Source organism: Ekhidna lutea (genome assembly GCF_900188325.1).
Taxonomy (GTDB): domain Bacteria; phylum Bacteroidota; class Bacteroidia; order Cytophagales; family Cyclobacteriaceae; genus Ekhidna; species Ekhidna lutea.
Genome location: NZ_FZPD01000004.1, coordinates 343371 through 354968 on the forward strand (window position 1 = coordinate 343371; position 11598 = coordinate 354968).

The window sequence follows — 11598 nt, forward strand, 5'->3', positions numbered from 1 at the left end:
CCTCAATAAAAAAGTGTGCTTTTAGGTAAACCAGACGTTCGTGTAATAATCCCTGCATTTAATGAACAAAATGCGGTAGGTCTTGTGATCGATGAGATCCCAAAAGATTGGGTTACCGAAATCATCGTGGTAGACAATGGCTCTACGGACGACACCTTTGAACAAGCTCAATCAAGAGGCGCAACCACAATTAAAGAGCCAACCCGTGGCTATGGAAATGCCTGCCTCAAGGGCATGAAACACATTGCTGAATCCAAAACTCAGCCGGACATTCTAGTTTTTCTAGATGGAGATCATTCCGACTACCCAGAACAACTCATTGATCTTATCCAACCCATAATTGAAGGTGAAGCGGATCTTGTCATTGGGTCGCGAGCTTTGGGACAAAAAGAAAAAGGTAGCATGACGCCTCAGCAGGTTTTCGGCAACTGGCTGGCCACCACGCTTATTAAAATTTTTTATCGTAAGAAATACACTGATCTGGGGCCATTCAGAGCTATCCGATATGAAAGCCTCTTGACAATTGGCATGAAAGATCGGACTTATGGGTGGACGGTAGAGATGCAATTAAAGGCCGCTAAACTAAATTTGCGAACGAAAGATGTGGCAGTGAATTATCGACAAAGGATCGGCGTTTCGAAGGTTAGTGGCACGATAAAAGGGACATTGGGTGCAGGGTATAAAATCATCTATACAATTTTTAAATATCTATAAAAGGTGGAGTGGTTAGTCATCGTACTATATGGGGTCACATTGTTGATCATTTGCCTTTTTAGTTTAGGCCAGTTCAATCTTACCTGGCATTATTTACAGGCAAAAAAGCAGAAGGAGGAATTATCAGAAGAACTTTCTGAATATCCTATCGTCACCATTCAACTACCCGTTTTTAATGAGCGGTATGTGGTTGAGCGTCTGATAGATGCCGTGATGAAAATCCAATACCCGAAAGACAAACTGGAAATTCAGATTCTGGATGACTCAACGGATGAGACGGTCGGAATTATAGCTGAAAAAGTCAATGAATATTTGGCGGATGGCTGGGATATTAAGCAAATCAGACGTCCTGAACGAGTTGGGTTTAAGGCGGGTGCGCTTGCATACGGACTTGAGAAAGCCAAAGGTGAATTCATCGCCATCTTCGACGCAGATTTTGTCCCCAATCCACAATTTTTGATGCGCACACTTTCAAAGTTTCAAAACGAAAAAGTGGGCATGATACAAACCAAATGGAGCCACCTGAATACAGATTACGGTTCGCTGACAAAAATTCAGGCCTTCTGGTTGGATGCTCATTTCACCGTTGAACAAAAAGGTCGTGAACATGCCGGAAGCTTCATCAACTTTAATGGTACAGCTGGTGTATGGCGAAAAGCTTGTATTCAGGATGCCGGAGGATGGCAATACGATACAATCACTGAAGACCTGGACCTAAGCTACCGAGCTCAATTAAAAGGCTGGAAGTTTGTCTATCGGGAAGAAATTGAATCCCCTGCAGAACTTCCGGTTTTGATCCCGGCTGTGAAGTCCCAGCAATACCGATGGAATAAAGGTGCCGCCGAAACAGCACGGAAGACCTTGGGAAAGGTGCTCACATCTAACATTGGTTGGAATCATAAAATCAGAGCAGTATTTCATTTGCTAAACAGCTCCGTATTTCTTTTGTTGTTGATTGCAGCCGTGCTCAGCATCCCCATGCTTTACATCAAGGAATACAACCCGGACCTTGCTCTCGTTTTTGATCTGGGAAGTATTTTCATCATTGGATTTCTGGCAATGGGATTCTTCTACTGGGTGGCCGCCAAAGCCACACATCCGGAATATACCTTCCGTTATTTCATCAAAAACTTTCCGATTTTCCTGGCCTTCTCCATGGGCATGGCGCTTCATAACTCCATCGCGGTGGTTGAAGGGTACCTTGGTATCAAAACACCGTTTGTTCGAACACCAAAATTCAATGTGCAGTCGAAAGGAGACTCATGGAAAGGCAATCAATATCTCAGCAAGGTGCTAACTCCCGTCACCTTCATGGAAGGTCTGCTTTCCATCTATTTCATTTATGGAATCTTTTCAGGCTTCAAACTGGAAGATTACGGACTCATGCTTTTCCACGGCATGTTAGCCATTGGTTTTGCTTATGTTTTTATCTTGTCGGTGAAACCGATGAACAATGCCTAGGCAGCACAATACAGGTTATTATACTTTTTTAGTAGTATTCCTATTGGCCATTTTCTCGATTGGTAACTGGATAGAAAGGTATCATACCCTATCCCTTTTACTGGCCTATTCAAGCGCATTTTTAGGATACATATTTTTGCAATTGAAAAATGAGAATTCAAATCTCCTCCTGGGCACAGGGATACTGATTCGGGTTTTACTATTTCTTAGCCTGCCTTCTCTTTCCGATGATTTATACCGCTTCATTTGGGATGGAACCCTTCTGAATAATGACATCCATCCTTTCAGTCAACTACCGGGATACTACCTGGATCAAAACATTCCTGGATTAGATCAGGAGCTCTTTAATAAACTCAATTCTCAAAACTATTTTACGGTCTACCCTCCTCTCAATCAATTCATTTTTTGGCTGAGCGTCACTGTTGCAGATTCTGATTGGCTCGTTTCAGCCAATGTCATTCGTTTGTTCCTTTTTGCAGCAGATTTTGGGTCTTTCTATTTTCTAAAGAAACTGCTTATACACTATAAAAAACCTCAGAAGCTGGCTTTTTGGTATTGGCTGAACCCATTGGTAATACTAGAGTTTACAGGTAATCTTCACTTTGAAGGACTCGTGATTTTCTTTTTACTGGCAGGGATTTACTTCTATGAAAAAAATAAGAACTGGCACTCAGCAACAGGACTTGGACTAGCCATTGGCACTAAGCTGCTTCCGCTGATTTATTTACCATTTCTTTTTCTAAAAGGGCTCAAAGAAAAAAAATGGATCATTTCAATCATGGCTGGAATTATCGGGATGGCTACCCTCCTTCCGTTATTGGATGAAACATTCATTCAGGCAATGAGTCAAAGCCTGGACCTCTATTTCAGGTCTTTTGAATTTAATGCGAGCATTTACTTTATGGCAAGAGAGGTCGGCTATTGGATTTATGGGTATAATAATATCGCATTGATCGGACCAACTCTTTCAATCATTTGTTTTCTATCCATCCTTTCTATTTCAGCCATTGCTTACTTTAAGAAATGGAGCATTCCAAAATCCTTCCTGTTCGTATTGACAGTCTATTTGCTCTTCGCCACAACAGTACATCCTTGGTACATTTTACCACTTACTGCATTCGGATTGTTGTCTGGTTATTGGTATCCGATTGTTTGGTCATTCTTGATCTTTCTAACCTATGCCGGATACACCAAAGATGGTTTTGAACTACCAATGTACATCGTTGTTGTGGAGTATCTCGTAGTTATGATCGTGATCCTGTTGGAATTACGTTTTCACAGTAATGATTAAATTTATCATATGAATCCTGAAATGAAACTTGATCTCATCAGCAAGATTGCGCAAAGCAATGATTCGCTATTATTAGAGGAGATTCAGAAGCTACTCGAGTTAACTGACTCAGATAAAATTTATCAATTGTCCGATTCGCAATTGGAAAGCCTCAAAGCAGCGGAAAACGATATCAAATACGGGAATGTAATTGATCATGAAGAGGTAAAAGAAATGACTTCAGAATGGTTAAAAAAGTAGTCTGGACACAGACAGCTTATTCTCAAAAGATTGCAGTTTACGAGTACTGGAATAAAAAGAATGGATCTTCTTCGTTTAGTGAGAAACTTGAGAAAGCTATCAATGATGCGATAGATTTAATTAAAAAATTTCCACAGCTTGGCGTGAAAACACAGTTGAAAAATGTACGGATTAAAATAATCAAAAACTATTTGTTGATTTACCGTGTATCTGAAGACACCATGTTCATTTTGCTCTTCTGGGATTCCAGACAAAATCCTAAGGATCTTGATCGATTAATTAAGCTTTATCAATGAAAAAACTGATCCCACCCTTCATCCTGCTACTCATTTCCACTATTACATCATGTGGTCAAAAGACCTTCGATGAGAAGATGGAAAGTCTGTACAAAAAGACTGTTCCACTGATCAAGGCAGATTCATTAAAACCTAAACTTGCTGGAGTTGTTATTCTGGATACCCGGTCAGAAGAGGAATATCAGGTAAGCCATATAAACGGAGCTCGTTTTGTCGATTATGACAATTTTGAAGTGGGGCAGGTAAGTAACATTTCGAAGGATACAGAAGTGATTGTTTACTGCTCAGTAGGATATCGAAGTGAGCGTGTGGGTGAAAAATTGCAAAAGGCCGGATACACCAATGTGAAAAACTTGTACGGTGGTATTTTTGGTTGGAAAAATGAAGGATTTGAAGTGGTTGGGATGAACAATTTGCCCACCGACAGTGTACATGTATACAATCGATTGTGGGGAAGGTGGCTATTTAAAGGAACTAAAGTTTATTAAAAGAGAATATTTTTTTATGAGTGATAAGTTGTTGATGATTTTTGTGAAGAATCTGATTCCCGGAATGGTGAAAACACGTCTGGCTGAGGATATAGGAATTGATAAGGCGCTTGACGTTTACCAGGAGTTGGTGCATCATACCCACAAAATCACAAAGAAAATTGAAGTAGACAAAGCAGTTTACTACTCCGAATATGTAGAGATAGAAGATATCTGGGACAATGGAGATTTTAAACTCACCTCTCAAAAAGGATTTAAGCTCGGAGAGAAAATGTCCAATGCTTTCGACGAGGCATTTGATTCTTACAATAAGGTCATTATTATCGGTAGTGACTGCTATGACCTATCCTCGAAGCACATCAAATTAGCTTTTGAAATGCTGGAAGAAAATGATGTGGTAGTCGGGCCGGCAAAAGACGGTGGCTACTACCTTCTTGGTATGAAAGAATACCTGCCACAGCTTTTTGAGGATAAGAAGTACAGCACTGACTCTGTTTTAAATGAATTGCTTGAAGAGGTAGAGGAAATGGAACTTTCTGTTTACAAGCTCCCAACACTCAACGATATTGATACGCTGGCAGACCTAAAAGAAACGGGTATCGACTGGGAAAACCTGGGTGTCGACGCAGAAGTCGATGATGAAGGAGAGGCTTATTAAAGCCTTCCAACTATTCATACCTCAAAGATTCGATCGGATTTGAACCTGAAGCTTTCCAAACTTTTGCGCTGATGGAAATGAGTGCAATTAGCATAGAGGCCAGTCCGCCTACAACATATATCCACCAAGATATTTCCGTCTGATAAGCAAAGTCTTCCATCCACTTGTCGATTACATAATATGAAATAGGCGTAGACACTACAAATGCAATTACGATGAGAAAAATAAATTCTTTTGACAGGATAGTACTGATCTGCATGATGGAAGCTCCCAATACTTTACGAATTCCCAATTCTTTCGATTTTTGAACAATCGTGAAAGATATCAGCCCAAACAACCCCAGGCAGGATATCAAAATTGCAACTCCTGTAGCAGCAGAAGCCAATTTTGAAGCTCTTCTTTCTGTTTCATAAAAACGCTCAACTGTCTCATCCATAAAGTAAACCGTCAAAGGATTATCAGGATACACTTCTCTCCATTTATCGGTAAGATTATCAATTGTTTTTTCAATTTGATCACCCTTCACCTTTAATGCAATGCACCTTAATTCCTCCCTATATTGGTATAACATTGGCTCAATCGGATGATGAAGTGAACGGAAATGAAAATCCTCTACCACACCAACAGCTTTATGTTTCTTTTTGCTATATTCAAAAGTAGCCCCTACTGCCTCTCTGGGATCATTAAATCCCAGATCACGCATGAATGTTTCATTGATCAGTAATTCAGGTAAGCTATCATTGGGCAAGAGATTTCTTCCTGCTAACAACTTGATATCATAAAACCTTAAATAGGTAGTATCTCCTGTTTTTTGATGAGCGCTTGTTACTACTTCACCTTTCTCAGATTGATACTTTACTGTTGAGGTCGAATATCCGCTTTGAACCGGTGGGGTACTTTGCAATGCATAGTCCATTACCTCCGGCACCTCATCAAGATAATTTTTAATCAGTTCAGATTTATTGTATGACTCATAGTAGGGTGTGTAGAAATAAATGATCCCATCTTCCTTGAACCCTAAATCCTTGTCCAACATGAAGGATATCTGCCATGCGATTGCAAGTGTTCCTACAATCAGGAGCTGGGAAAATAGGAATTGAAATAAAATCAATGTTTTTCGAATTAAAGAGCCTCCGGGATTATTAGAACCTGCACCTGGTCTCAATGCTCGCACCGGCCTGAATGAAGAAATAACCCACGCTGGATAAATACCTGCGATCAACCCCACCAGAAAAGCCAATAGAGCCAGTACCATCCAAAAAAATGGATTTCCATAATCAAGCGCCACTCCTTCAGGCAAAAACTCCTCGAAATAGACGAATCCATAATGTGCAATGGGGATCGCTAACACAACAGCAAAAAGAGAGATTAAAATGCTTTCAGTAAGAAACCTTCCTACTAATTGACTTCTCGGGCTACCCAGCACTTTTCGCACCCCAACTTCCTTAGATTTTGATGTAGACTGAGCTGTTTCCAGATTCACAAAATTGAAAATAGCAATGAGAAGAATTGCCAGGGCTACCACACTCAATACGGTAAGTGTTGGCATATGGGCCGGATTCCTTCCATTATCAAAAATTCCTATTTCAGGATCGAAATGCATCTCTGAAAGTGGCTGCAGTTGATAGCTCTGAACCCAATCTGTATCCTCCGTTTGCTCGGCAACATGCTTCTCCAAGTCTTCTAGCTGGAGCATCACATCGACTTTGTTTGTGTTTTTATTTAACCTGACCCAGAGTTGAGATGAACTATTCGTATTTCCCCATTCACTACCTCCAAACCTATCTTTCAACCATGATTTGTCAATCGTAGCATGAGAAATAAAATCCGTGAATTCAAAGTCCGTATTGTAATCGGGCATTTTCACGATTCCTGATACTGTTAAATTCAAAGAGTCCCGATAGATCAATTCGCGACCGATCATATCCAACCAACTAATTTTACCAAAATATTTTTGCGCCTGCTTAGTTGTGAGTACAACTTTGAATGGTTCATCCAATGATTCCTCCGGAGACCCGGCCAGCCATTGATACTGATCAATTACCTTGAAATATGAAGGAGATGCTATTATAAAACCTCCCTGACCTTCAAATTCTTTTTTCTTTTCGGATGGTTCTATAACGTCAACTTGAGCCCAAAATGTATGGAAATAAGCCACCTCATCTAATCCAGAGAAGGTTTCTTCCACATAAGGGCCGATTGGGACTGCCACCCCTTTGTTAAGCGAGGTAAACGACCCGGTAAATGAGGAATAAATCCTGTAGACTTTGTCCTTTTCCGGGATCTGAGTATTGAAACTCAATTCAAAACTCACAATACTCAAAATAGCCAAAAACGATCCCACCCCTATGGCGAGCCCAAGCACATTAATTGCGGCGATCGATTTATTCTTAAGCAGGTTTCTCCATGCAATCATGAGGTTGTGTCTCAGAAAAGTAAGTGATGTGTTTGCTTTGTTGTCTTTCATTTTAGTCCTTTTTAGTGCGAATGATCTGAAACTTCGAATGACGATCCACCAATAAAATAATTTTGCAAACCGAGGGCCCTTCTCTCGTATGTGTTCATTGTAAACCTCATAGAGATCTCCTTCTAATTCTTCTAACCGATCATCAGAACAGTAAAATCTGAATAGCTTCAGTGGTAACTTCGGTGGCTGGTGATTACTCATCCTAAATTCTCAAATGCTATTTCAGGAATTTGATTCCGCATCCTGTTACGAAGCTCGTTAGCAGTTTCAAGCGCTACTCTTCCAGCCTGAGAAATAGTGAAAATACGTTTCCGCTTGCCTCCTCTTTCACTTGACATTTCGCCCATTCTAGAATTTAAAAGTCCTTTTTCCTCAAGCCGATAAACTGCAGCATGCACAGAACTGATGCTGACTTTTCGATCTGTTTGTTTGTTCAATTCTTGCTGTATAGCTACACTGTAGGCATTATCATACAAGATTCCCACAGTCAGCAGTACAAGCTCTTCAAACTCTCCGAGGTTCGTTCCTTTCATTCTTTGAAATATTAATTTCGTAAATGTAAGTATTATACAGAAAAAGAAAAGGAAGGTTACATTCCTTCCTTAGTTTCTTACGCCAATTTCTCCAAATCCCGAATCAGGATTCTTCTTCGATCAAATGTGATGAGATTTTTGTCGCGGAGCTCATTCATTACCGTAGTAACCGTCTGTCGCGAGGTGCCCGTTAAGCTGGCGATATCCTTGTGGGTCAGGTGATTTTTGATCATCATTTCAAAACCTACTTTCTGGCCTTTTTCCTGAGCCATTTCACGTAAAAAATCTACGATTCTGGTTCTCGCATCCTTGAAAACCAGTGATTCAATTTTGCGTTCCATTTTGCGCAAACGGAACCCAACGATTTTAAGAATCTTGAAGCTCAGCTCTTTATTATCCTTCATCAGGTTTTGAAGGTCATCGATGGTCATAGCACACACGCGTGTATCAGCATCCATCGCTTGTGCAAAATCCTGTCGTTTTTCTTCTCCGGCTAGTGCCAGTTCTCCAAATATTTCTCCTCGAGTGAGAATCGCTTTCACAATCTCCTTTCCGTCAGGCCCATACGTGCCGATTTTTACACGGCCATTTGAAACCATGTAAATATTCTCGGAAGACTGATCTTTGAAGTAGATGAACTCATCTTTTTTATAAACTCCGGGAGCATGTTCATTCTCCATGTCCGGAGTTTTCTTCGGACACAGCACTTCAAATAGGTCTGTATCTTCAAAATACCATAGATTTCTTTCGGCGCTCATGATGTTGATGTCGGGATTTATGCAAATTTGCGTCAACCACGGGTTAACAACAATTATAACTAAAAAGCTCCCTAATGGATTATTTATATCTGAAAGCTCTTCATATCATATTCGTAATTACGTGGTTCGCCGGATTGTTCTATATCGTAAGACTTTTCATCTATCACACAGAAGCAATCGAAAAACCTGAGCCGGATCGATCAATACTATCCACGCAACTGGCCCTAATGAGCAAAAAACTGTGGTACATCATTACCTGGCCATCTGCTGTTATCACTATTGCGTTGGGGACTTCATTACTTGTAAGTCAGCCATCCTGGCTAAAAATGCCCTTTATGCATGTGAAACTAGGCTTTGTTCTTCTTTTGATTCTTTATCATCTTGGCTGTCATGGGATCTTCAGGCAGCTACAAAAAGGCAAAGCACGTTACTCCTCTACTCAGCTTCGCATCTTCAATGAAGCCGCCACAATCATTCTTTTCGCCATTGTTTTTCTGATCGTTTTAAAGAATGAGCTCAGCTGGATTTGGGGCACGATGGGACTTATTAGCTTTGCAATTGTGTTAATGGTAGCGGTTAAGCTTTATAAAAATCTTAGAAAAAAATGATAAAAAAATTACTAGTCCCAATCATTTTGCTCCTCGCATGTGAACAGCAATCATCTTCAGAAGAATTACCCTACCTGGGCAATACCATCTATGAAGAGCATGACACCATCTACCATAAAATTCAGGATTTTCAATTGGTCGATCAAGACAGTAGTATCGTTACAAATGAGACCTTTGCCGATCAGGTGTATGTTGCGGATTTTTTCTTTACCTCCTGCCCTACCATATGCCCAATGATGAAAGCACAAATGCTTCGTGTGTATGAAAAATTTGAAGCCAATCCGGAGGTCGCTATCCTATCTCACACCATCGATCCCACATATGATACGGTTGCGCTTTTGAAGGATTATGCGGAACGACTGGGTGTGAGCTCTGATAAATGGAAATTTGTAACCGGAGGTCAGGATTATATTTATGACTTGGCAGAAAAAAGCTACATTTCGTTAGCCGATGAAGATTCAAATGCTCCGGGTGGTTTTGTGCATTCAGGTGCCTTCCTCCTGGTAGATAAAAATAGGCACGTTCGCGGTTTTTATGATGGTACAGTCCCCGAACAAGTAGATGTACTCATGAATGATATTAACAGGTTATTAAAAGAATATAAAGATGATAAATAGATACTTGATGGCACTAATGGTGGCGGCACTTTTTGCGTGTGGTGGTGGCAAAGAACAAAATGAAGAAGAAAATTCAGGGCTTAATTCCAGGGATGAAATACGCCTAAAGCAATATCAGGTACAAGGTGCAAAAATTTATGCTACCTACTGTGCCAACTGCCATCAACAGGATGGGAAAGGTCTTGCTTCTCTCTATCCCCCGCTTGCTGGTGCTGACTATTTACTTGAAAACTTACCCAGGGCTGCCTGTATTATTAAAAATGGGCAGAGTAAAGAAATTGAAGTAAATGGCGTGACTTATAACCAAATGATGCCCGGTAATCCGATTACAAATCTGGAAGTTGCAGAGGTACTTACCTACATAGCCAATGCATGGGGAAATGAAGCCGGACTAGTGGGCGTAAAAGACGTGGATAAGTGGATAGATGAATGTGAGGAGAATTAGTCCTCTAATACTTCTCTCCCTTTCGCCAAGGCACTATTCATATCCTCTTTGACCTGCTGAATAGATACTTTCTGATCTTCCATGTATTTTTTGATTTCTTCATCGGTACCTTCAAACTCCGGTTCAAAGGCTCGCATCCATTGCATCATGCTTTCATTAGCATCAGCAATTTCATTGGCCACAGTAGTAAGCATGGCCGCCCGATCAGTATCGGTTTCCATCAAAGAATCAGCCTGTAGCAGTAAGTCTTTGCGAGTTCTTCTTAGCTCGCCCATTTTTGGCATTACTTCATCATGGATGTCTATCACCTCATCTTTTAGGTTTTGAAGTTCTTCCTTCTTAGAAGGACTGCATGAGAAAAACAGTGTTAGCGTTGCTAATAAAATTAGGTTTTTCATAATTTAAATATTGGATAGTAACTCCGTTAGTAAAGGATCAATCGTTAGTCAATTTTTACTTCAGCGTCCTTCAGGATGTACATGAGCTGGTCATAGTCAGTATCATTCAATTCAAGCCTTCCGGTCACCGTGACAGGCTTAGCTGTGTACTTTATTTCCTCCTTTAAGTAGGCCTCTGCAACTGTTTCCGGACCACTACCTCCACAGAAAAAACATGCGGCAATAGGTAGCGAAGAAATGATGATATGCTTTGGTTCAAACATGCCTTCGAAGGGAATAATAAAGCCCTTGAGAGAGATGGTCTTTCCGTTCATTTTTTGAACATCATCACCAAATTTTGGTACATAAATCTCGCCATATTCATCCTGTGATTTTTCGTACTTCACATCAGCCATGGTCTCCCAGTTGTCACTGGAATTGGTGAATTGTGCTGAAGCATTCGATGAACAAACAAACAAACAAACAAATAAGCTTACTGTCATTTTAACCACAGAGAGCTCAGAATCTAAGCTTGAAAAAAGCATCTTATTTTTAATTAAATTGAATGTCAGTTTCTTCATAATTTTACTTTTCATTTTTGACACAGAGAATTTAGAGAGTTACCAGCTCAATTATTGTCTCTGT

At 40.4% G+C, this 11598-nt stretch carries 15 protein-coding genes and 1 pseudogene; 10 read left to right on the forward strand and 6 right to left on the reverse strand.

Going from position 1 to position 11598, the window contains the following annotated elements:
- The first annotated feature begins 15 nt into the window (after positions 1-15).
- Genes CHB71_RS12610 through CHB71_RS12640 form a run of 7 tightly spaced genes read left to right on the forward strand, consistent with a single transcriptional unit; the run spans position 16 to position 5148 of the window.
- On the forward strand, positions 16-714 hold the full coding sequence (locus CHB71_RS12610) for a glycosyltransferase family 2 protein (protein WP_089357282.1): 699 nt from the start codon (positions 16-18) through the stop codon (positions 712-714).
- A gap of 3 nt (positions 715-717) precedes the next feature.
- Entirely contained in the window at positions 718-2175 is a 1458-nt protein-coding gene (locus CHB71_RS12615; protein ID WP_089357283.1) for a cellulose synthase family protein, read from the forward strand.
- On the forward strand, positions 2168-3466 hold the full coding sequence (locus CHB71_RS12620; RefSeq protein ID WP_089357284.1) for a DUF2029 domain-containing protein: 1299 nt from the start codon (positions 2168-2170) through the stop codon (positions 3464-3466). The genes CHB71_RS12615 and CHB71_RS12620 overlap by 8 nt, the downstream gene beginning before the upstream one ends.
- A 21-nt stretch (positions 3467-3487) precedes the next feature.
- Positions 3488-3706: a hypothetical protein gene (locus tag CHB71_RS12625; protein ID WP_144017416.1), complete on the forward strand. Its 219-nt coding sequence runs from the start codon at positions 3488-3490 to the stop codon at positions 3704-3706.
- Complete coding sequence (locus CHB71_RS12630) at positions 3691-4002, forward strand: type II toxin-antitoxin system RelE/ParE family toxin (RefSeq protein WP_089357286.1); 312 nt, start codon at positions 3691-3693, stop codon at positions 4000-4002. The genes CHB71_RS12625 and CHB71_RS12630 overlap by 16 nt, the downstream gene beginning before the upstream one ends.
- Entirely contained in the window at positions 3999-4490 is a 492-nt protein-coding gene (locus tag CHB71_RS12635; RefSeq protein WP_089357287.1) for a rhodanese-like domain-containing protein, read from the forward strand. The genes CHB71_RS12630 and CHB71_RS12635 overlap by 4 nt, the downstream gene beginning before the upstream one ends.
- Before the next feature lie 16 nt (positions 4491-4506).
- The gene (locus CHB71_RS12640; protein WP_089357557.1) at positions 4507-5148 is read left to right on the forward strand and encodes a TIGR04282 family arsenosugar biosynthesis glycosyltransferase; all 642 of its coding nucleotides are present in this window, start codon (positions 4507-4509) and stop codon (positions 5146-5148) included.
- A gap of 10 nt (positions 5149-5158) precedes the next feature.
- Here CHB71_RS12640 and CHB71_RS12645 read toward each other — a convergent pair whose 3' ends face one another.
- From CHB71_RS12645 to CHB71_RS12655, 4 genes and pseudogenes are all read right to left on the reverse strand, one after another.
- The gene (locus CHB71_RS12645; protein WP_179213410.1) at positions 5159-7615 is read right to left on the reverse strand and encodes an ABC transporter permease; all 2457 of its coding nucleotides are present in this window, start codon (positions 7613-7615) and stop codon (positions 5159-5161) included.
- Positions 7616-7630: 15 nt separating this feature from the next.
- Positions 7631-7816 (reverse strand): annotated as a pseudogene (locus CHB71_RS19225) (permease prefix domain 2-containing transporter); the annotation flags it as partial.
- Positions 7813-8148 carry a PadR family transcriptional regulator gene (locus CHB71_RS12650; RefSeq protein WP_089357289.1) on the reverse strand — a complete coding sequence of 112 codons (336 nt, stop codon included), beginning with the start codon at positions 8146-8148 and terminating at the stop codon, positions 7813-7815. The gene CHB71_RS12650 and the pseudogene CHB71_RS19225, both read right to left, overlap by 4 nt.
- A 77-nt stretch (positions 8149-8225) precedes the next feature.
- Positions 8226-8906, reverse strand: a complete 681-nt coding sequence (locus tag CHB71_RS12655) for a Crp/Fnr family transcriptional regulator (protein ID WP_089357290.1) — start codon at positions 8904-8906, stop codon at positions 8226-8228.
- Between the two features lie 74 nt (positions 8907-8980).
- Between CHB71_RS12655 and CHB71_RS12660 the strand changes: the two genes are divergently transcribed.
- The 3 genes from CHB71_RS12660 to CHB71_RS12670 are packed head-to-tail and all read left to right on the forward strand — an operon-like array spanning position 8981 to position 10576.
- Complete coding sequence (locus CHB71_RS12660) at positions 8981-9514, forward strand: CopD family protein (RefSeq protein ID WP_089357291.1); 534 nt, start codon at positions 8981-8983, stop codon at positions 9512-9514.
- Entirely contained in the window at positions 9511-10131 is a 621-nt protein-coding gene (locus CHB71_RS12665) for an SCO family protein (RefSeq protein ID WP_089357292.1), read from the forward strand. Before CHB71_RS12660 ends, CHB71_RS12665 begins: the two co-directional genes overlap by 4 nt.
- Complete coding sequence (locus CHB71_RS12670) at positions 10121-10576, forward strand: c-type cytochrome (protein ID WP_089357293.1); 456 nt, start codon at positions 10121-10123, stop codon at positions 10574-10576. Before CHB71_RS12665 ends, CHB71_RS12670 begins: the two co-directional genes overlap by 11 nt.
- On the opposite strand, the gene CHB71_RS12675 is transcribed toward CHB71_RS12670, so the two are convergent.
- Positions 10573-10974, reverse strand: a complete 402-nt coding sequence (locus CHB71_RS12675; protein ID WP_089357294.1) for a hypothetical protein — start codon at positions 10972-10974, stop codon at positions 10573-10575. The genes CHB71_RS12670 and CHB71_RS12675 overlap by 4 nt on opposite strands.
- Before the next feature lie 44 nt (positions 10975-11018).
- A complete protein-coding gene (locus tag CHB71_RS12680; RefSeq protein WP_245811272.1) occupies positions 11019-11534 on the reverse strand; it encodes a hypothetical protein in 516 nt (171 codons plus the stop codon).
- Positions 11535-11598: the final 64 nt, after the last annotated feature.

Bases quoted from the DNA above. Each gene is read 5' to 3' on its own strand.
- CHB71_RS12620 (WP_089357284.1), top strand. From the start codon at position 2,168: ATGCCTAGGCAGCACAATACAGGTTATTATACTTTTTTAGTAGTATTC.
- CHB71_RS12625 (WP_144017416.1), top strand. From the start codon at position 3,488: ATGAAACTTGATCTCATCAGCAAGATTGCGCAAAGCAATGATTCGCTA.
- CHB71_RS12630 (WP_089357286.1), top strand. From the start codon at position 3,691: ATGGTTAAAAAAGTAGTCTGGACACAGACAGCTTATTCTCAAAAGATT.
- CHB71_RS12635 (WP_089357287.1), top strand. From the start codon at position 3,999: ATGAAAAAACTGATCCCACCCTTCATCCTGCTACTCATTTCCACTATT.
- CHB71_RS12640 (WP_089357557.1), top strand. From the start codon at position 4,507: ATGAGTGATAAGTTGTTGATGATTTTTGTGAAGAATCTGATTCCCGGA.
- CHB71_RS12645 (WP_179213410.1), bottom strand. From the start codon at position 7,615: ATGAAAGACAACAAAGCAAACACATCACTTACTTTTCTGAGACACAAC.
- CHB71_RS12650 (WP_089357289.1), bottom strand. From the start codon at position 8,148: ATGAAAGGAACGAACCTCGGAGAGTTTGAAGAGCTTGTACTGCTGACT.
- CHB71_RS12655 (WP_089357290.1), bottom strand. From the start codon at position 8,906: ATGAGCGCCGAAAGAAATCTATGGTATTTTGAAGATACAGACCTATTT.
- CHB71_RS12660 (WP_089357291.1), top strand. From the start codon at position 8,981: ATGGATTATTTATATCTGAAAGCTCTTCATATCATATTCGTAATTACG.
- CHB71_RS12665 (WP_089357292.1), top strand. From the start codon at position 9,511: ATGATAAAAAAATTACTAGTCCCAATCATTTTGCTCCTCGCATGTGAA.
- CHB71_RS12670 (WP_089357293.1), top strand. From the start codon at position 10,121: ATGATAAATAGATACTTGATGGCACTAATGGTGGCGGCACTTTTTGCG.
- CHB71_RS12675 (WP_089357294.1), bottom strand. From the start codon at position 10,974: ATGAAAAACCTAATTTTATTAGCAACGCTAACACTGTTTTTCTCATGC.
- CHB71_RS12680 (WP_245811272.1), bottom strand. From the start codon at position 11,534: ATGAAGAAACTGACATTCAATTTAATTAAAAATAAGATGCTTTTTTCA.